Source organism: Roseateles sp. Mitsp63 (genome assembly GCF_059491535.1).
Genome location: NZ_CP168509.1, coordinates 3,046,028 through 3,064,333 on the forward strand (window position 1 = coordinate 3,046,028; position 18,306 = coordinate 3,064,333).

Sequence of the window (18,306 nt, forward strand, 5' to 3'; positions counted from 1 at the left end):
GCAACGAGGATTCCGGCTCATGAAGACTTTCCGATGGCTTGTCTGCGCCGCGGCGGTGACCGCGAGCGTCGCGTTCGCGCCGATGGAGGCGTCGCTGGCGGCGTCCGCCGCGCCGGTGGCCGCCCAGAACGGCATGGTGGTGACGGCGCAGCATCTGGCGACGCGTGTGGGCGTCGACGTGCTGAAGGACGGCGGCAACGCGGTCGACGCGGCGGTGGCGGTGGGCTACGCGCTCGCGGTCGTGTATCCGGCGGCGGGCAATCTCGGGGGTGGCGGCTTCATGACCATCCAGTTGGCCGACGGTCGCAAGACCTTCCTCGATTTCCGCGAGAAGGCGCCGCTGGCCGCGACGGCCAACATGTACCTGGACAAGGACGGCAACGTCGTCAAGGGCCTGAGCACCCATGGCCATCTGGCGGTGGGCGTGCCGGGCACGGTGTCGGGCATGGAGTACGCGCGGGAGAAGTACGGCACGATGAAGCGCACGGCGCTGATCGCGCCGGCGATCGCGCTGGCGGACCGCGGCTTCGCGCTGGACCAGGGCGACGTCGACATGTTCCAGACGGCGACCAGGGACTTCCAGGCCGACCCGGCCTCGGCGGCCATCTTCCTGAACCAGGGGCAGGCCTTCCAGGCCGGCGACAAGCTGGTGCAGAAGGACCTGGCCAAGACGCTGCGCGAGGTTTCGGCCAAAGGCACCGACGGCTTCTACAAGGGCTGGGTGGCGAAGGCGCTGGTCGAGTCCAGCCAGGCGGGCAAGGGCATCCTGACGCAGGCCGACCTGGACCAGTACCGCACGCGCGAGCTCGCGCCGGTGGAGTGCGACTACCGCGGCTACCACGTGGTGTCGGCGCCGCCGCCGAGCTCGGGCGGCGTGATCATCTGCGAGATGCTCAACATCCTCGAGGGCTATCCGCTGCGGCAGCTGGGCTGGGGCTCGGCGCAGGGCACGCACTACATGATCGAGGCGATGCGGCATGCCTACGTGGACCGCAACAGCACGCTGGGCGATCCCGACTTCGTGAAGAACCCGCTGCAGCGGCTGCTGGACAAGGACTACGCGGCGAAGATCCGCGCCGCGATCGATCCGGCGAAGGCGGGCGTGTCGATGCAGATCAAGCCGGGGGTGCCGCCGCATGAGGGCAGCAACACGACGCACTACTCGATCGCCGACAAGTGGGGCAATGCGGTGTCGGTGACCTACACGCTGAACGACTGGTTCGGCGCGAAGGTCACGGCGGCGAAGACCGGCGTGCTGCTCAACAACGAGATGGACGACTTCACCTCGAAGGTGGGCGTGCCCAACATGTACGGCCTGGTGCAGGGCGAGGCCAACGCGATCGCGCCCGGGAAGCGGCCGCTGTCGTCGATGAGCCCGACCATCGTGACCAAGGACGGCAAGCCGGTGATGGTGGTGGGCACGCCGGGTGGCAGCCGCATCATCACGGCGGTGCTGCAGACGATGCTCAACGCGATCGACCACGACATGACGGTGCAGGAGGCGGTGGACGCGCCGCGCTTCCACCAGCAGTGGCTGCCGGATGTGACCAACGTCGAGCCTTATGCGCTGTCGCCGGACACGAAGCGGATCCTCGAGCAGATGGGGCACAAGCTGGGCGCGCCGCAGCCGGCCAACCACCTGGCGGCGATCATCGTCGGCGCGCCGTCGCTCGGCGGCAAGCCGGTCGGCAACAACCGGTTCTACGGCGCGAACGATCCGCGGCGCAACACGGGGCTGGCCGCGGGGTATTGAAACCGCCGGGTCCCCTCAGCGCGCGCTTGACCCGGCGCGGGCGGGACCGCGCCGTAGTCGTTTTGCCGACACCATGATCCGGGGTCGCCGTCTTCCTGCCGCTGCGTGGCGTCACAAGAATCGGTCGAAGCGCTTTCCTTGACAGGGAGGTCTCGATGGAACGAGGACAAGAGGCGACGTGGCGGCGGTTGGATGCGCTGGACGGCGCTCTCCCGCAGCAGGCCCGCAGAGGCAGCCCGCTGGCGGTGCTGGAAGCTCGCGTTGGCGGCACCCTGGCGGCCGCCGTGCTGGTGGTCGGCGCCTTGCTCGCCGGCACCTGGGCCATCGCCCGTGTCCACGAGCGCGCTGGGGCCAGCGCCAACCGCGCCCGCGAGCATCTGCAGCATCTGGCCTACGTGCGGGCGGCGACGCTGCAGTCCGAGCTGAGCAGCCAGAGCTTCCGCATCTCCGGCGAGGAGCGGCAGGTCGACGATCGCGATCGCGCGATCCAAAGGCGCGAGAGCGCCATGGCGAAGCTCCTGGACACCTTGCGCGACGACGATCGTCAACTGGCGCACTGGCACGAACTCCGGCGCCTGATCGATCTGCGCCTGGCGATCTCCCGGCAGGTGGAGGCCTTGCGCCGATCCGGGCAGGTCGAGGCGGCCGGGGCCTTCGCCGCGACCGCGCCGTTGCGGGAGTCCCGGACCGCCGTCTTCCAGGTGCTGGACGCGATGGACCATCGCGAGCAGCAACGCCTGGAACAGGCGCTCGAGGACGAAGCCCTGGCCAGCCGCTGGGCGCTGGCCGGCGCTGCGCTGGTCACGGCGGTGGTGGTCGCGCTGCTCGGGCTGAGCTACGCGCTGATCCGCCGCCAGCTGCGCACCACCGCGCGCAGCTATGAGCGCCTGGCGCAGGCGCGCCGCGCCATCGCGGAACAGAACCAGGTGCTGGAGCAGCGCGTCGGCGAACGCACCATCCGTCTGCGCGAGCGCGAACAACAGATCCGCGGGCTCAACGAGGAACTGGCCGGCCGCGTGGAGGAGCTCGAGCACTTCACCCGTGCGCTGCGCACGCTCAGCGCCGGCAATCGCGCGATGCTGCGGGCGCGGTCCGAGCCCGAGCTGCTGACCGCGATGTGCGAGGCCATCGTCGGCGCCGGCGCGTATGGGATCGCGGTGGTCTGGTATCGCGACGAGGGCCCGGGCCGGCGCCTCCTGCCGGTGGCTGAGCGCGGCTATCCCGGCGGGGCGCGGGCACTGGCCGATCTGGACGTCACCTGGGCCGACGAGGCGCGGGGCCAGGGCGTGGCCGCGGGAGCGGCGCGCACCGGCGAGGTCCGCCTGGTGCGGGACATGCGCACCGATCCGTCCTATGCGTTGTGGCGGGGGCACCTGGGCGGGCAGGCCTCGGGGCTGGCGATGCCGCTGTTCGTCGACGGCGCGCTGATCGGCGCACTGGCGCTCTACGCCTCCGAGCCCGACGCCTTCGACGCCGAGGAGGTCCATCTGCTGAGCGAATCGGCGGAAGACCTGGCCTTCGGCATTGCCACCTTGCGGGCGCGCGAGGAACAGTTGCGCACGCAGGTCGCGATGCGCCGTCTCGTCTCGGAGGACGGATTGACGGGCCTGGCCAACGAGCATTCGTTCAGCGCGCGCTTGCGCACGGCCTTGGCCGACGGCGCGGATCGAGGACAGCCGTTCTCGGTCGTGCAGGTCAACCTTGAGCAACTGCGCGATGTCAACGATGCGCTGGGCTTCGACCATGGCGATCAGCTGCTGCGGGATTTCGCCGGCCGGCTGCGCGCCGCGGTCGAGGGCGAGGGGGAACTCGCGCGGCTGCGCGGCGACGAGTTCGCCGTGCTGCTGCCGGGCGCCGAGCGCACCGCGGCGATGAAGGTCGCCGGACGGATCCAGGACGCGCTGCGCGCGCCGGCGGCCATTGCCGGCATTCCGATCGACCTGCGGGCCAGCCTGGGCATTGCCTGCTTCCCCCATCACGGCACTACCGTCCGCGACCTGCTGCGCCACGTGGACATCGCGACCCGCCGCAGCCGTGACGTGGGGCTGGGGGCCGTCGTCTTCGATCCCGAGGTCGCGCGCGAGCAGCCCGCGCGTCTGCAGATGGCCGGCGAACTGCGCCGGGCGATCGAGCATGGCGAACTGCGCCTGTACCTGCAGCCCAAGGTCGACATGGCCACCGGCGCGGTTGCCGGCGCCGAGGCCCTGGTGCGTTGGCAACATCCGGAGCGAGGACTGGTCATGCCCGGCGAGTTCATCACGCTGGCCGAGCAGACCGGGCTGATCAAGCCGTTGACGGACTGGATGCTGCATGCGGTGCTGGAGCGGCTGGCCGTCAGCGCCGCGTGCGGTCTGCCCCTGCCGATCGCCGTCAACCTGTCGGCCCGCAACCTGCGTGACGAGGCCCTGCCCGGGCTCGTCGCGCGGCAGCTGCGGGATGCCGGCGTGCCGGCCTCGCTGCTGGAGCTCGAGATCACCGAGAGCGTCGCGATGGAGGATCCGGAGTTCACGATGCGCGTGCTGGGAGAGCTGCGCGGGCTGGGCATCGCGCTGTACATCGACGACTTCGGCACCGGCTATTCGTCGCTGAGTTATCTGGCGCGTCTGCCGGTGTCAAGCATCAAGATCGACCAGTCCTTCGTGCGCCGCATGGGACAGAGCCCTGACTGCGTGACGATCGTGCGATCGACGGTGGACCTGGCGCACGACCTGGGCCGCTCGGTCGTCGCCGAAGGCGTCGAAACCCTGGAGGACTGGCAGTGTCTGCGCGCGCTGGGCTGCGATACCGCGCAGGGTTACCTGCTCGGCCGTCCGATGCCGGCGCAGGAATTCCCGGCGTGGCTGGATGCCTATGTGGCGCCGGGCTCTGCCTGAACCGCGGCCATCAGGTCGTGCGGATGCAGCATCAGCTCGCGCACGGTGCGCAGCGTCAGGTACTGACGCAGCACCGGGCTGAAGGCCGGTGATTCGAGCAACTGGCGCCAGACCGGCGTGAGCGCCGACGGGTCCGGCGCGGCGCCGTCCTCGAGCCGCGCGGCGGCCGCCAGGCTGGCCTCCGCGGACAGCAGCTGCATCCGGCTCGCGGCGTTGAGCGGACGCGGCGCGCGCTCGACATCCCCGTCGCTGCAATAGATCACCGCGCGGGCGAGGCCGGCTTCCTCGGTCGGCAACGCGGCCAGCGAGGCGCCACGCAGCCAGACCTCGCCGCCGCGCGCGGCGAACGGATAGTCCGTGTCGATGTCCGCGCGCGCAAGCACGCGAAGCCCTCGCAACAGACGGGGCAGGTCGGTGGTCGCGGCGTCGGGCGAGGCCTTGGCCTCGACGATCAGGCACAGGTCCCAGGCCTGGTCCGCCTCATGGCGGCGCAGCAGCGCGGCGTCCCATTCGCTCTTCGCGCCATGCGCATCGCCGCCCAGCGAGGATGGCACGCGCAGCGAGGTCGCGATGCGGTAGCGCGAAGCGTCCCGGGCCGCCTCGGCCTGCGCATTCAGGCGGTCGGCCAGGGCCTGAAGCGCCGCGGCGGCCAACGCCTCCACGGCGTCGCCGCGCCGCTGCGCGCCGGTGCCGGTCGACGCGGCCAGCTCGGTGCCTGCCGCGGGGCCTTGCCGCGCCCATAGCGCGCGATAACGCTCGACCTCCGCCAGCTTGGACAGCGCGTCGATCCGGCGCAGCCGTGTGAACGCGTCATCGAAGACGACCCGCTCCAGGCTGCGAAACAGCACGGGATCGTCCTGGACCTCGGGCAAGGCCATGAGGTCCAGGATCGGCTCAGCGACGCTGGACCAGTCGCCGGCGGTGCTCGCCTCTTGCGCGCGCTGCAGCGTGTCCCGGATCGGGCCGGGCGGCTGGCGCTGCAGCTTCTCCGGATGGGCGAGTGCATTGACCCCCGAGCGGATCTGCCGCCGGTCCCGCTCCGCATGCGCGTTGAGCGAGGCGAACTCGCGCACGGCCGGCGAGCGATGGCGCAGCACCATCGCCTGGAACGCGGCATCGCCGTGCTCCGGCCGCATGGCCTCGGCGATGTGGCGCGCCAGCGCGTCCAGGAACAGCGCGCGGATCTCGTCCCCCGGCGCCGAGCCGGCGGCCAGGGCCTGCCGCGCGCGCTCGATCGCGGTGGCGAGCGCGGTCGCGGTGCCTCGGGCGCGCGCCTCCTCGAGCGAGTCCGGCAGGGCCGGCGCGCGGAAGCGCCGCGCGGCGAGCTTCAACCGGTCCGCGATCGCGGGCGGGAGCGGGAGCGGGAGCGGCCCGCATCCCGGACGCGGCTCGGGCGATGACGAAGGCAGAGGCGGCGAAGGGGACGGCATGGGGGCGACAAGGCGTCGAAAGCGCGCCGACAGCGCGGTGAGGCGCCATTGTGTCCCCCTCGTGCGCCCTGGTCAGCGCCGCGATCAGCGCTGCGGCAACGCCGCGGACGCCCGCCAGGCGCGATAGCGGCGCGTGAGCCGCGACGCGCGCCACTGGTCCATCAGCAGCGTCACCAGCGGCGACACGCGCCGCGACGGCGCCGCGCCGGAGGCCATGCGCGCCAGCTGCCGCCGCGCCAGCGCCATCGTCGCGAGGGCGCTCAGCACCTTGTTCTTCCACGTCACGGTCACGGGCTCGGCGACCGCCTCGGCGCTGATCCAGCGCGCCGGCAGGTCCGGCTCATACGCGAGCGCCGTACCCAGCCCCACCACCGCGATCCCGCCCGCCAGCACGCGTTCGGCGACGGCGCGCCGGCGGATGCCGCCGGTCGTCATCACCGGCATGCGCGCGTGCCGGGCCAGGTCTTGCGCGAACTCCAGGAAGTAGGCCTCGCGCGCCAGCGTACAGCCGTCGGCGGTGCTGCCTTGCATCGCGGGGCTCTCGTAGCTGCCGCCGGAGAGCTCGAGCAGGTCGATGCCTTCGGCGTTCAGCATCTCGACGACCGCGCGCGCGTCAGCCTCGTCGAAGCCGCCGCGCTGGAAATCAGCGCTGTTGAGCTTCACCGCGATGGCGAAGCCCGGGCCGCCCTCCGCCTTGACGGCCCGCACGACCTCGAGCAGCAGCCGGGCGCGATGCGCGATCGGACCGCCGTAGCCGTCGTCGCGGCGGTTTGCCAGCGGCGACAGGAACTGCGACAGCAGATAGCCATGGGCTGCGTGGACCTGCACGCCGTCGAAGCCGGCCTCGCGCGCGGCGCGGGCGGTGTCGGCGAAGCGGCGCACGATGGCGGCGATCTCGGGACCGGTCAGCGCGCGGACCGGCGCGAACAGCTTGCCGTGCTTGCCCATCTCGAGCGCGACCTCGGACGGCGCATAGCCCGGATTGCCCAGCGCGGCGAAGACCTGCCGGCCGGGATGATTGATCTGCATCCAGACCTTGGCGCCGCCGGTCTGCGCGGCGCGGGCCCAGGCGCGGAAGGGCGCCAGCGGCGTGCCGGCCTCGAGCACCAGCCCGCCAGGGCCGGTCAGCGCGTCGGGCGCGATCATGACGTTGCCGGTGATCAGCAGGCCGGCGCCGCCCTCGGCCCAGCGGCGGTAGAGCGCCTCGCTGCTGGCGCCGGGCAGTTGGCCGGGTTCGGCGAGCGCCTCTTCCATCGCGGCCTTCGCGATGCGGTTCTTCAGGGTCTGGCCGCTGGGCAGGACCAGCGGCAGGTGCAGGGCGGACGAAGCAGCGATCGACATGGACGTGGACCCGCCGGAAAAAGGGGCGGTTTGAAAGGGAGAAGGCCGCCAGCGTAAGCTTCAAGTTGAGTTGAAGGTCAAGAGGTGGGGCATGCGGATTGGAGAACTGGCGAAACAGCTCGGGATCAAGCCATCGGCGATCCGGTTCTATGAGGCGAGCGGGCTGCTGCCGCCGGGCGAGCGCGGCTTGAACGGCTATCGCGACTACGGACCGGAGACGCTGCAGCGGCTGCAGTTCATCCAGCTGTCGCAGCGGCTCGGGTTCTCGCTCGATGGCATCCGGCAGGCGCTGGCGCAGGAAGTGGACGGCCGGCTGCCGCAGGAGCTGGTGCAGGCCAACCTGCAGCGGCGCCGCGAGGAGATCGCCCGCATGCGGGCCGAACTCGATGCGCAGGACGCGGAGCTGGAACGGCTGAGCAGGACCTGCCAGGAGAACTGGGCCCAGGGCGAATGCTTCGACCAGGAGGCCTTCCTGGCGTCGATGGAAGGGGCGCTCGATGCCGCCGCCGTCACGCCGGCGGCAGCGCCATCGCCAGCGCGAGCCCGAGCGCGCCGCATGCGCTGAGCAGCGGCAGCACCCCCCACTTGAATCGGAACAGCGCGATCGCCGCCGCGGCGGCGATCAGCGCGGACACGGCGTCGAAAGGTCCGCTCAGCCCCTGCGGCCAGAACACGTGTCCGGCGAAGAACAGCGCCAGGTTCACGATGACGCCGACGACCGCGGCGGTGATCGCCGTCAGCGGCGCGGTCAGGCGCAGGTCGCCATGGGTGGCCTCGATGACCGGCCCGCCGGCCAGCACGAAGACGAAGGACGGCAGGAAGGTGAAGAAGGTGACCACCGCGGCGGCGGTGGCGCCGGCGGCGAACAGCGCGTCCGGACCGAAGACCTGCTCCTTCCATCCGCCGACGAAGCCCACGAACGCGACCACCATGATCAGCGGGCCTGGCGTGGTCTCGCCGAGCGCGAGGCCGTCGATCATCTGCGGCCCGGTGGCCCAGTGGTGATGCTCGACGGCGCCCTGCACGACGTAGGGCAGGACCGCGTAGGCGCCGCCGAAGGTCAGCAGCGCGGCCTTGGTGAAGAACAGGCCCATCTGCGTGAATGCGCCGTCGAGGCCGTACACGGCGATGAGCGCGGCCATCGCGGCGAGCCACAGTCCGACGCCCACGATCAGCACGCGGGCCAGGCGGGCTCGGGTGAAGAGGGCGTGGGCGGGCGTGGGGGTGTCGTCGTCGATCAGCGCGGGACCGTAGCCGGCCTGCGTGGCGGCGTGCGCGGGGCCGCCCGAGAACACCTGGGGCGCGAATCGCGCGCCGATCGCGCCGATGAGGCCCGCGCCCAGCACGATCAACGGGAAGGGCAGGTCGAGGAGGATCGCCACCAGTGCCGCGGCGGCGATGCCCCAGAGCCAGCCGTTGCGCAGCACGCGGCGGCCGATGCGGTGCGCGGCGTGGAGCACGAGCGCGGTGACGGCCGGCTTGATGCCGTGGAAGATGCCCGCGACCGCGGGCAGGGTGCCGAAGGCGACGTAGATCCAGGACAGCGCGATGAGGATGACCAGCGATGGCAGCACGAACAGGCCGCCGGCGACGAGGCCACCCCGGGTGCGGTGCATCAGCCAGCCGATGTAGGTGGCGAGCTGCTGGGCCTCCGGGCCGGGGAGCAGCATGCAGTAGTTGAGCGCGTGCAGGAAGCGCCGCTCGCTGATCCAGCGGCGGCGCTCGACCAGCTCGGCATGCATGATCGCGATCTGCCCGGCCGGGCCGCCGAAACTGATGAAGCCCAGCTTCAGCCAGAAGCGGAAGGCTTCCCGGAAGGAGACGGGGGAGGGGCGCTCCAGGGGCGAAGCGGGCGCGGCTGGGGAATCGGTCGGACGGGTCATGCGCGGAGGCTGGCGGCATGCGGACCTGACGCGGGCCGCGAACAACGGACTGGCGCGCAGTGTGCCTCATGCCAAGGCCTCCCTTGCACCCTCTCCCGCGAAGCGGCGCGCTTCGGGCGCGCAACCGCCGGCGCGCTTCGACGGACAGCGGCGCTGTGGCACGAGCCCCCTCTCCCCTCCCTCTCCCCGCGGGGGCGAGGGTGTAGGAACGAGCGAGCGCTGCCGGCAAGAACTCCCTCGCCCCCCGCGAGGGGGGAGAGGGTGTAGGAACGAGCGAGCGCTGCCGGCAAGAACTCCCTCGCCCCCCGCGAGGGGGGAGAGGGCAGGGGAGAGGGGGTGCTTCGAAGGGCAGCGGCGCTGTGGCACGAGTCCCCTCTCCCCTCCCTCTCCCCGCTGGGGCGAGGGGGTTTATTACTACGACGTCCGGCGCTTACCCCCCCGCCCGCTTGCGGGAGGGGTGAGGGCCAGCGGCGCAGGCAGTGCTGCCGTGGCTATCATGCGCACCCGCCGCGCCGCATCAATTCGAAACAACTGGCCGGCTTGAATCAGGGAGAAGAAGTCATGCGTGCTGTGTTGCTCCTCGTCCTCGTGGCGGTGGCAGGCGTCATTGGATGGAAGAAGCGGGACGAGATCCCCTTCCTGCGCGATGCCGCGCGCCAGGTGGAGAACGTCGAGGTGCCCAAGATCCGCTTCGACAACGACAAGCCTTCGGCCGCGGGCGCGCAGGACCGGCCGGCGGCCCCGTCGGGCGCGCCGCGCCGCTGCCTGGTGGGCGGCAGCGTGCTGTACACCAACGATGCCTGCCCGGCGGGCAGCACCGAGCAGAAGGTCAAGGGCGGGGCCGTGACGGTGGTGCCGGGCTACAAGGCACCGGTGGCGCCGGCCTCGGCGGGATCCGGCATCCCCAACGCGCGCGAACTGCTCGCGCCCAAGGGCGGCACGCTGAAGGAGCAGGCGCAGGAGCGCGCGATGGAGAGCCTGTGAGGTTCCCAAGTCCGGCGATCCGACGATCCGAAGCCTCCCGTGAGGGGGGCGCATGCCGCACCAGTCGCTACAAGCCGTAACCCAGGCGCCACGCATCCGGCGCCGGGCCAGCTTGGCGAATGGGTAGCATGGTCCGTCAATCCCGTTCACCGCCATTCACCGCGTCTCGATGTACGACCGTCCGTTCACCGCTCACTCCCTTGATGTCGCCATTTCCGAGTTGCTGGCGGCCACGTCGGACAGCTTCGATCCGGACCTCGATGCGCGCATCAGCGACGTGCTGCGTGGGCTGCGCGAGCAACTGGGCATGGATGTCGTGTTCGTGTCCGAGTTCCAGGACGGGGAGCGCGTGTTCCGCTTTGTCGATGGCGAGTCGGAAATCGGCGTGCAGGTGGGCGATTCCGCGCCGCTGGAGCAGAGTTACTGCCAGCGCATCGTCGAGGGGCGCGCGCCGGAGCTGATGACGAACGCCTCGGTGGTGGCCGGGCAGTACCAGCTGCCGCCCACGCCGGCACCCATCGGCGCGCATCTGAGCACGCCGGTGGTGCTGTCCGACGGCCGGATCTTCGGCACCGTGTGCTGCTTCAGCGGCCACCCGAATCCTGGACTGCAGATGCAGGATCTCTCGCGCTTGAAGGGCTGCGCCAAACTGGTGGCTCGCAAGGTCGAGGTGCAGAACTTCCAGGACACGATGCCGTTCCTGAACGATTGAATCGCGGCGCCTTTCCCGTGATGTCAGGTTCGATGTCCATTCCCACGCTGCTGTCGGAGTGCCTGGAACTCAGCGCGCCCGATCGCCATTGCGAGGCGCAGGCCTACCAGGCCTGGCAGTGGCCGACGGCGCACGGGGGCGTTGTCCTGATTCATGACTCGAGGTCCGACATCGGCTGAGTCAATCGATAGCGCTGATCCTCGAACAGCATGACGGACACGATGCGCAGCAGGGCGTCGATCTCGTCGAGCAGACGGATCACCCGCTCGCGGTCGTTGACCTGACGGGCGTCGGAGTCGGTCGGCAGCATCAGCTGGGCGAGCTCCCGGGCTTGATCAACGCGATCGCACAGCGCCTGGAACGCATCGCGCGTGGTGAGCTGGCGGCTCAGCACGGAACACCTCCGGATGGCGGGGACAGGACTTGCGAGGCGTCATGGCTCGCGGGCGGCATCGGTCCGGGTGTTGGTGTCGGCAGCGTCCGCGTCGACGGATTGGGGAGGATCAGCATCGGTCAGGCAGCTCATGGTGTCGTCCTGCTACCCATCGTCGCCAGCGGCGACGAATGACGCCATGACTGGATCCAGTACGCATCGACGATGGGGTGCCTTGGACCAGTAGGCGCGCCGACTCACTTCAGCTTGTGATCCTCCCGCTTCGCCTCCTGCATGGCCTCGGGCTCGAGTTCCTCGGCGGCGCGATTGAGGCGGATGAACAGCCCCCATCCCGTGAGCAGCGCGCCCACCGCGAGCACCATCGCCGCCGCGTGCAGCAGCAAGGTCGAGTCCGCGTGCGCCGCGCGGAACGTCGCCACGAGCGCCTCCACCGCGAGCGCCACCACGATCACCACCATGAAGCGCGACAGGAAGCGCCGCACCCGCGTCGGCGCGCTGATGTGGGCGCTGCGGATGACTTCCTCCTCGGTGATCGTCTGCGCGATCTGCAGCGCCACCACGGCCGCGGCGAGCACGCCCATCGCCTCGATCACGAGCTGCGCGGCCTCGTCGTTCAGCTCCAGGCGCATCGCCATCCAGATCTCCCGCGCGGCGATCACCAGCAGCAGCAGCGCCATCGCGGTGAAGAGCAGCGCCAGCGCCGCATGCACGACGGAGAAGCCGCGCAGCAGCGCGGGCACGGCGTCCTCGCCGGGGGAGGGCGCTTCCCGGCGGGCAGCGGGCATCGCCCCGGGAATCGCCCCGGGATTGGCCGCGGTGTCGGGCTTGGGCTTGGGCCTGGAATCGGCGTCGGAGGGTTCCATTCGACGACCTTAGGCCGCGCGCGGCCGCTCGTCTGTAGGAAGAGCGGCCGCGTCGGCGACAGCGTGCGCCGCCTGCGCTTCGCCCCGGGGCATCAGCGCGTGTAAACTCCCGCCCTTCACCGTATTTCCGACGCTGCTCTAGGCTGCCGGTCGCCCGCTCGGGCCCGAGGCCGGCGAGTCTGTGACTTCGGGCAGGTGTTTCTCAGTTCATTACCGGAGCCAACATGGGCAACAAGATCATCACCGAAGCCGATCGCAAGGCTTCCCCGCGTCCCGTCGCGCCCAAGGGCGTGACCGTCACCTCGCACCGTGGCCAGAAGAGCAGCCTCGAGCGCGGCTCGCACACCCGCTCGAAGAAGAACCCGGGCAAGCGTCCGCACTCGGGTTGAGATCGCGGGGAGCAAGACCCCATCGATCCGGCAACAGGCCCACGCCCCCGCGGCGGGGCCTGTTTTGCTTTCAGCCGTGCCGCGCCGCGGCGCTCGCCGGCATGACCCGCCCCTGCCGCTGCCCGATCAATCGCCATGATCCGCATCAACGAACTCCGCCTGCCCCTCAACCATCCCGAGGAGGCCCTGCGTCCCGCCGTCCTCCAGCGGCTCGGCATCCCGGACGCCCAGCTCCAGGCCTTCACCGTCTTCAAGCGCAGCTATGACGCGCGCAAGAAGTCCGCGATGGTGCTGATCTACTCCGTCGACTGCGATGTCGGCGACGCCGCCGCCGAAGCCGCGCTGCTCAAGCGCCACGCCGGCGACGCGCACATCAAGCCCTCGCCCGACACCGCCTACCGCTTCGCCGGTCACGCGCCGGCCGACTTCTTCGCCGCCGGCCGTCCGCGCCCCGTGGTCATCGGCTTCGGCCCCTGCGGCCTCTTCGCCGCGCTGATCCTGGCGCAGATGGGCCTGCGGCCCATCGTGCTGGAGCGCGGCAAGCAGGTCCGCGAGCGCACCAAGGACACCTGGGGCCTGTGGCGCGAGAGCGTGCTCGACCCCGAATCCAACGTCCAGTTCGGCGAGGGCGGCGCCGGCACCTTCTCCGACGGCAAGCTCTACAGCCAGATCTCCGATCCGCGCTTCCTGACCCGCAAGGTGCTGACCGAGTTCGTCAAAGCCGGCGCGCCCGAGGAGATCCTCTTCGTCAGCAAGCCGCACATCGGCACCTTCCGGCTGGTGAGCATGGTCATCAAGATGCGCGCCGAGATCGAACGCCTGGGCGGCGAGATCCGCTTCCAGCAGAAGGTCACCGACCTGCTCATCGAGCCCGATGCCGATGGCCAGCGCCACGTGCGCGGCGTGACGCTCGAATCCGGCGAGCAGATCCGCGCCGACCACGTCGTGGTCGCGCTGGGCCACAGCGCCCGCGACACCTTCACGATGCTGCATGGCCGCGGCGTCTACATGGAGGCCAAGCCCTTCTCCATCGGCTATCGCATCGAGCATCCGCAGTCGATCATCGACAAGGCCCGCTTCGGCCCGAACGCCGGCCATCCGATCCTGGGCGCGGCCGACTACAAGCTGGTCCATCACGCGGGCAACGGCCGCTCGGTCTACAGCTTCTGCATGTGCCCGGGCGGCACCGTCGTCGCGGCGACCTCGGAGCCCCACCGCGTCGTCACCAACGGCATGAGCCAGTACTCCCGCGCCGAGCGCAACGCCAACGCGGGCATCGTCGTCGGCATCTCGCCCGAGGACTATCGCCAGGACGGCAAGAAGGACGGCAGCGCGGTGAACCCGCTCGACGGCTTCGCGTTCCAGCGCTTCTGGGAGTCGCGCGCCTATGAGCTGGGCGAGGGCCGCTACCTGGCGCCGGCCGCCCTGGTCGGCGACTTCATCAAGCGCCAGCGCAGCACCGCGCTGGGCAGCGTCGAGCCGAGCTACAAGCCCGGCGTCACGATGACCGACCTGCAGCAGAAGGGCTTGGGCAGCCTGCCGGAGTACGCGCTCGACGCGATCCGCGAGGCGCTGCCCGCCTTCGAGCGCCAGATCCGCGGCTTCTCGATGAACGACGCGGTGCTCACCGGCGTCGAGACGCGGACCTCGTCGCCGCTGCGCATCACGCGCGGCAAGGACTATCAGAGCCTGAACGTCCGCGGTCTCTATCCGGCGGGCGAGGGCGCCGGTTACGCCGGCGGCATCATGTCCGCCGGCGTCGATGGCATCGAGGTCGCCGAGGCCGTCGGCCGCAGCGTCCTGGGCCTGGACGCCAGCATCGGCGCCAGCATCAACGCCAACATCGACGCCTGACCCCGGGAGCCCCGCGCGCGGAGCCCCCGGCCGGCGCGTCAGCTCAGAGCGCCTGCCACAGCGTGGGCGAGGCCGCCGGCGTCCAGCCGGCGCCCGCGTAGGCGGTGTGCGCCTGCAGGCAGCGGTACTGCCGGCCCTGGTAGCTCACGACCTGCCCCACCGTGTAGCTCGCGCCCTCGGCCCAGGCGGTGCTGCCGGGCGGGTTGGGCGGCGTCGTCGGCAGCACCACGTCCATCGCGTAGCTCGCCCCCGAGCTGGCGTGCTGCAGGTAGACGTCCATCACGGTCGCGCCGCTGGGCACGATGACATTGCCGCCTTGCAGCGTGCCGACCTTCAGATAGCCCGAGGTCTGGTTGACCTGGGTGGCGATCTGGCCGAGCCACACGGCCTTGGCCGCCGCGGCGGTCAGCGTGATCGAGATCGTCTCCAGGTCGTTGCCCGCGCCGTTGAACACGCGCAGCTTCACCGCGCTGCCCGCCGGCAGGTCCTGCGCCGCCGAGACCTGGCCGATCTGCTTCATGTCCGAGGGCGTGCCGGGCGGCGTGGTGCCGCCGCCGAAGTCGACGTCGGAGCAGGCGTAGAACGCCTCGGTGCTGTCCGAGCGCTGCCAGGCCGAGAACAGCACATGCTTGCCGGTGCGCCTGGGGAGCGTGAGCTTCATCGTGTAGATCGTCTTGCCGCTGGTGACGATCTGGTCCGGCCCGAGCTGCTGCACCTGCTCCAGGTCGGACCAGCGCAGCGGCGACGTGGCGGGATTCCAGCCGTCGCGCGTCAGGAAGAAGGTCCAGTTCAGCGAGCGGTGCGGCGCGGTGGCGTTGTAGCGGTACTCGTACTTGCCATCGGCGCCCGGCGAATACGCGGTGGCCGGCCAATCCGCCCGCGCGAGGTCGAAGCCCTTGAACTTCTCCTGCCCGCCGGCGCAGATCTTGAGATCGGGCACGACCGCCCGGTGGTTGCCGTTGGCATTGGCCTGGTTGACACCGTTCCAGTCGTAGATGGCCTGCTCGCCGCCGTAGGCGATCGCGGCCTGGCAGGCCGGCAGCGACGGATTCTTGAAGCAGTTGTACTGGCGCGAGATCGGGAACTCGGGCGCGCCGTGGGCGAGGGCGGCGCCGGGCGCCAGCAGGGCGCTCAGCGCCGCCGACAGCGCGGCCAGCGCGAAAGCGCCGGGGGTTCGGGCTCGGATTGACATGGGGTCTCCTGAAAGTGGTGGATTTGGCGCCCGGTGAGTGGCCCGACACCACACCAAAGCAGGACCACCATAGGACCTGAAGAAGACCAATACAAGCCGAACAACAGTAACGACGGTCGCCTAAGATTTTCTAGCTTTCGTTTCGGGCGAAGGGATTATCATGAACGACCATAGTCTTGCTCTTTGAGCGAAGGCTACAGTTCAACCCAGCCGCCGCCCACCCATGCGCCTCGACCTCACCACCCTGAATCTCGTGTTGGCGATCGAACAGACCCGATCCATCACCCGTGGGGCCGAGCGCGAGCATCTGGCGCTGGCCGCGGCGAGCAAGCGCATCTCCGACCTCGAAACGCGTCTGGGCGTGCAGCTGTTCGAGCGCCGCGCCCGCGGCGTCGAGCCCACCGAGGCCTGCCGCGCGCTGGTGCGCCACATCCGTTCGCTGCATGCCTCGCTGCATGCGCTGGAGAGCGAGGTCGTCGAGTTCGCCCGCGGCATCAAGGGCCACCTGCGCATCGCCGCCAACGCCGGCGCGATCGCCGAGGCGCTGCCGCCCGATCTCGCCGCGTTCTCCCAGGCCCATCCGCAGATCCGCATCAGCCTCGAGGACCAGACCTCCGCCGAGGTCCAGGCCGCCGTCGCCGAAGGCCGCGCCGATGTGGGCGTCTTCACCGCGCCGCTGCTCGACAACCGGCTGCAGACCTGGGCGTACCGCACCGGCCGTCTGTCGGTGCTGGTGCCCGCCGCCCACGAGCTGGCCGGCCGCGCGTCGGTCAACTTCGACGACCTGCTGGAGCACGACCTCGTCGGCCTGCACAGCGGCGCCGCCGCGCAGGAACTGATGCTGCAGGAGGCGATGACCCGCGGCCGCACGCTCAAGGCGCGGCTGCAGGTGCGCGGCTTCGACGCGATCGCGCAGCTGGTCGAGGCCGGCATGGGCGTCGCCGTGCTGCCCGACGCGCCGGCGCGCCGTTTCGCGCAGGTCTTCGACGTGCGCCGCCTCGACCTCGATGAAACCTGGGCCCAGCGCGATTACGTGCTCGGTGTCGCGCGCCAGGAGCGCCTGCCCACGGTGGTGCAACGCTTCGTCGAGGCGCTGTGTCCCGCCGCGAAGAACGACCCCAACGGCGGCTCCAAGTGAACCGCCTGAACTGAAGTGATGGAGAGCCATCCCATGACCGCCAACATCGCCAACGCCGCCATTGCCGGCTCGCCCCGCACCCTCTACGACAAGCTGTGGGACGAGCACGTGGTGCACACCGAGGAGGACGGCACCGCCGTCCTGTACATCGACCGCCACCTGGTCCATGAAGTCACCAGCCCGCAGGCCTTCGAGGGCCTCGATCTGGCCGGCCGCAAGGTCTGGCGCCTGTCGGCCAACCTGGCCGTCAGCGACCACAACGTGCCGACCACCGACCGCAGCCAGGGCATCGCCGATCCGGTCTCGCGCCTGCAGGTCGACACGCTGGACAAGAACTGCGACCGCTTCGGCATCACGCAGTTCAAGATGAGCGACAGGCGCCAGGGCATCGTCCATGTGATCGGCCCGGAGCAGGGCGCCACGCTGCCCGGCATGACGGTGGTCTGCGGCGACAGCCACACGTCGACGCATGGCGCCTTCGGCGCGCTGGCGCATGGCATCGGCACCTCCGAGGTCGAGCACGTGCTGGCCACCCAGACGCTGCTGGCCAAGAAGGCGAAGAACCTGCTGATCAAGGTCGAGGGCCAGGTCATGCCCGGCGTCGGCGCCAAGGACATCGTGCTGGCCATCATCGGCCGCATCGGCACCGCCGGCGGCACCGGGTACACCATCGAGTTCGCCGGCAGCGCCATCCGCGCGCTGTCGATGGAAGGCCGCATGACCGTCTGCAACATGGCGATCGAGGCGGGCGCCCGCGCCGGCCTGATCGCCGTCGACGACACCACCATCCAGTACGTCAAGGGCCGCCCCTTCACCCCCTCCGGCGTCGAATGGGACCAGGCCGTGCAGTACTGGCGCACGCTGCATTCCGATGCGGGCGCGAAGTTCGACGCGGTCGTCGAGCTGGACGCCGCGCAGATCCGTCCGCAGGTCACCTGGGGCACCTCGCCCGAGATGGTCCTGTCCATCGAGGATCGCGTGCCCGATCCCGACAAGGAGAAGGACGCCGTCAAGCGCGGCGCCATCGAGCGCGCGCTGCAGTACATGGCGCTGGAGCCCAACAAGGCGATCAACGACATCCGCATCGACAAGGTCTTCATCGGCAGCTGCACCAACAGCCGCATCGAGGACATGCGCGAGGCCGCGGCCATCGTGAAGCGCCTGGGCGGCCGCGTGGCCAGCAACGTCAAGCTGGCGCTGGTGGTGCCGGGCTCCGGCCTGGTGAAGGCGCAGGCCGAGGCCGAAGGCCTGGACCAGATCTTCAAGGCCGCCGGCTTCGAGTGGCGCGAGCCGGGCTGCTCGATGTGCCTGGCGATGAACGCCGACCGCCTCGAGCCGGGCGAGCGCTGCGCCTCGACCAGCAACCGCAATTTCGAAGGCCGGCAGGGCGCCGGCGGCCGCACCCACCTCGTCAGCCCCGCGATGGCCGCGGCGGCCGCGATGGAAGGTCACTTCGTCGACGTGCGCCGCCTGGCATGACCCACCCCCTACGCGCTTCGC

At 70.6% G+C, this 18,306-nt stretch carries 16 protein-coding genes; 10 read left to right on the plus strand and 6 right to left on the minus strand.

The features are described from left to right. Nucleotides 1-82: 82 nt before the first annotated feature. Both ggt and ACEN96_RS13515 read left to right on the plus strand, forming a co-directional pair. Nucleotides 83-1,753: a gamma-glutamyltransferase gene (gene ggt / locus ACEN96_RS13510; RefSeq protein ID WP_495588608.1), complete on the plus strand. Its 1,671-nt coding sequence runs from the start codon at nt 83-85 to the stop codon at nt 1,751-1,753. A 155-nt stretch (nt 1,754-1,908) separates the two neighbouring features. Continuing rightward, nucleotides 1,909-4,626, plus strand: coding sequence for an EAL domain-containing protein (locus tag ACEN96_RS13515; RefSeq protein WP_495588506.1), 2,718 nt, complete (start codon nt 1,909-1,911; stop codon nt 4,624-4,626). Here the strand turns inward: ACEN96_RS13515 and ACEN96_RS13520 are convergent. Both ACEN96_RS13520 and ACEN96_RS13525 read right to left on the minus strand, forming a co-directional pair. Further along, nucleotides 4,602-5,957, minus strand: coding sequence for a 3-deoxy-D-arabino-heptulosonate 7-phosphate synthase (locus ACEN96_RS13520; RefSeq protein ID WP_495588507.1), 1,356 nt, complete (start codon nt 5,955-5,957; stop codon nt 4,602-4,604). The genes ACEN96_RS13515 and ACEN96_RS13520 overlap by 25 nt on opposite strands. A 183-nt stretch (nt 5,958-6,140) precedes the next feature. Further along, nucleotides 6,141-7,397 (minus strand): NADH:flavin oxidoreductase/NADH oxidase family protein, encoded by a 1,257-nt coding sequence (locus ACEN96_RS13525; RefSeq protein ID WP_495588508.1) that lies wholly within the window; start codon nt 7,395-7,397, stop codon nt 6,141-6,143. Nucleotides 7,398-7,488: 91 nt separating this feature from the next. On the opposite strand from ACEN96_RS13525, the gene ACEN96_RS13530 reads away from it, so the two are divergent. Beyond that, on the plus strand, nt 7,489-7,962 hold the full coding sequence (locus ACEN96_RS13530; protein ID WP_495588509.1) for a MerR family transcriptional regulator: 474 nt from the start codon (nt 7,489-7,491) through the stop codon (nt 7,960-7,962). On the opposite strand, the gene chrA is transcribed toward ACEN96_RS13530, so the two are convergent. Continuing rightward, complete coding sequence (chrA, locus tag ACEN96_RS13535) at nt 7,907-9,280, minus strand: chromate efflux transporter (RefSeq protein ID WP_495588510.1); 1,374 nt, start codon at nt 9,278-9,280, stop codon at nt 7,907-7,909. The genes ACEN96_RS13530 and chrA overlap by 56 nt on opposite strands. A gap of 561 nt (nt 9,281-9,841) precedes the next feature. Between chrA and ACEN96_RS13540 the strand changes: the two genes are divergently transcribed. From ACEN96_RS13540 to ACEN96_RS13550, 3 genes are all read left to right on the plus strand, one after another. Continuing rightward, nucleotides 9,842-10,264: a hypothetical protein gene (locus tag ACEN96_RS13540; RefSeq protein ID WP_495588511.1), complete on the plus strand. Its 423-nt coding sequence runs from the start codon at nt 9,842-9,844 to the stop codon at nt 10,262-10,264. 169 nt (nt 10,265-10,433) lie between these two features. Beyond that, the gene (locus tag ACEN96_RS13545) at nt 10,434-10,976 is read left to right on the plus strand and encodes a GAF domain-containing protein (RefSeq protein WP_495588512.1); all 543 of its coding nucleotides are present in this window, start codon (nt 10,434-10,436) and stop codon (nt 10,974-10,976) included. A 32-nt stretch (nt 10,977-11,008) separates the two neighbouring features. Next, nucleotides 11,009-11,155: a hypothetical protein gene (locus ACEN96_RS13550; RefSeq protein ID WP_495588513.1), complete on the plus strand. Its 147-nt coding sequence runs from the start codon at nt 11,009-11,011 to the stop codon at nt 11,153-11,155. Here the strand turns inward: ACEN96_RS13550 and ACEN96_RS13555 are convergent. Continuing rightward, nucleotides 11,128-11,370 (minus strand): hypothetical protein, encoded by a 243-nt coding sequence (locus tag ACEN96_RS13555; RefSeq protein ID WP_495588514.1) that lies wholly within the window; start codon nt 11,368-11,370, stop codon nt 11,128-11,130. The two genes, ACEN96_RS13550 and ACEN96_RS13555, sit on opposite strands and share 28 nt — an antisense overlap. 236 nt (nt 11,371-11,606) lie before the next feature. Then, on the minus strand, nt 11,607-12,110 hold the full coding sequence (locus tag ACEN96_RS13560; RefSeq protein WP_495588609.1) for a hypothetical protein: 504 nt from the start codon (nt 12,108-12,110) through the stop codon (nt 11,607-11,609). Nucleotides 12,111-12,457: 347 nt separating this feature from the next. Between ACEN96_RS13560 and ACEN96_RS13565 the strand changes: the two genes are divergently transcribed. Both ACEN96_RS13565 and ACEN96_RS13570 read left to right on the plus strand, forming a co-directional pair. Then, nucleotides 12,458-12,622, plus strand: a complete 165-nt coding sequence (locus tag ACEN96_RS13565) for a hypothetical protein (RefSeq protein ID WP_279756418.1) — start codon at nt 12,458-12,460, stop codon at nt 12,620-12,622. A 135-nt stretch (nt 12,623-12,757) separates the two neighbouring features. Beyond that, complete coding sequence (locus tag ACEN96_RS13570; protein WP_495588515.1) at nt 12,758-14,476, plus strand: NAD(P)/FAD-dependent oxidoreductase; 1,719 nt, start codon at nt 12,758-12,760, stop codon at nt 14,474-14,476. Between the two features lie 43 nt (nt 14,477-14,519). On the opposite strand, the gene ACEN96_RS13575 is transcribed toward ACEN96_RS13570, so the two are convergent. Further along, nucleotides 14,520-15,668, minus strand: a complete 1,149-nt coding sequence (locus ACEN96_RS13575) for a lytic polysaccharide monooxygenase (RefSeq protein ID WP_495588516.1) — start codon at nt 15,666-15,668, stop codon at nt 14,520-14,522. A 223-nt stretch (nt 15,669-15,891) separates the two neighbouring features. Between ACEN96_RS13575 and ACEN96_RS13580 the strand changes: the two genes are divergently transcribed. Both ACEN96_RS13580 and leuC read left to right on the plus strand, forming a co-directional pair. Continuing rightward, the gene (locus ACEN96_RS13580; RefSeq protein ID WP_495588517.1) at nt 15,892-16,806 is read left to right on the plus strand and encodes a LysR family transcriptional regulator; all 915 of its coding nucleotides are present in this window, start codon (nt 15,892-15,894) and stop codon (nt 16,804-16,806) included. A 33-nt stretch (nt 16,807-16,839) separates the two neighbouring features. After that, a complete protein-coding gene (gene leuC / locus ACEN96_RS13585) occupies nt 16,840-18,285 on the plus strand; it encodes a 3-isopropylmalate dehydratase large subunit (RefSeq protein WP_495588518.1) in 1,446 nt (481 codons plus the stop codon). The last annotated feature ends 21 nt before the right edge of the window (nt 18,286-18,306 follow it).

What these genes read in the sequence shown, in the direction of transcription:
- ACEN96_RS13565 (WP_279756418.1), top strand. Translation starts at nt 12,458, where the DNA reads ATGGGCAACAAGATCATCACCGAAGCCGATCGCAAGGCTTCCCCGCGT.
- ACEN96_RS13575 (WP_495588516.1), bottom strand. Translation starts at nt 15,668, where the DNA reads ATGTCAATCCGAGCCCGAACCCCCGGCGCTTTCGCGCTGGCCGCGCTG.
- ACEN96_RS13550 (WP_495588513.1), top strand. Translation starts at nt 11,009, where the DNA reads ATGTCCATTCCCACGCTGCTGTCGGAGTGCCTGGAACTCAGCGCGCCC.
- ACEN96_RS13540 (WP_495588511.1), top strand. Translation starts at nt 9,842, where the DNA reads ATGCGTGCTGTGTTGCTCCTCGTCCTCGTGGCGGTGGCAGGCGTCATT.
- ggt (WP_495588608.1), top strand. Translation starts at nt 83, where the DNA reads ATGGAGGCGTCGCTGGCGGCGTCCGCCGCGCCGGTGGCCGCCCAGAAC.
- ACEN96_RS13530 (WP_495588509.1), top strand. Translation starts at nt 7,489, where the DNA reads ATGCGGATTGGAGAACTGGCGAAACAGCTCGGGATCAAGCCATCGGCG.
- ACEN96_RS13580 (WP_495588517.1), top strand. Translation starts at nt 15,892, where the DNA reads ATGCGCCTCGACCTCACCACCCTGAATCTCGTGTTGGCGATCGAACAG.
- ACEN96_RS13570 (WP_495588515.1), top strand. Translation starts at nt 12,758, where the DNA reads ATGATCCGCATCAACGAACTCCGCCTGCCCCTCAACCATCCCGAGGAG.
- leuC (WP_495588518.1), top strand. Translation starts at nt 16,840, where the DNA reads ATGACCGCCAACATCGCCAACGCCGCCATTGCCGGCTCGCCCCGCACC.
- chrA (WP_495588510.1), bottom strand. Translation starts at nt 9,280, where the DNA reads ATGACCCGTCCGACCGATTCCCCAGCCGCGCCCGCTTCGCCCCTGGAG.
- ACEN96_RS13545 (WP_495588512.1), top strand. Translation starts at nt 10,434, where the DNA reads ATGTACGACCGTCCGTTCACCGCTCACTCCCTTGATGTCGCCATTTCC.
- ACEN96_RS13525 (WP_495588508.1), bottom strand. Translation starts at nt 7,397, where the DNA reads ATGTCGATCGCTGCTTCGTCCGCCCTGCACCTGCCGCTGGTCCTGCCC.
- ACEN96_RS13515 (WP_495588506.1), top strand. Translation starts at nt 1,909, where the DNA reads ATGGAACGAGGACAAGAGGCGACGTGGCGGCGGTTGGATGCGCTGGAC.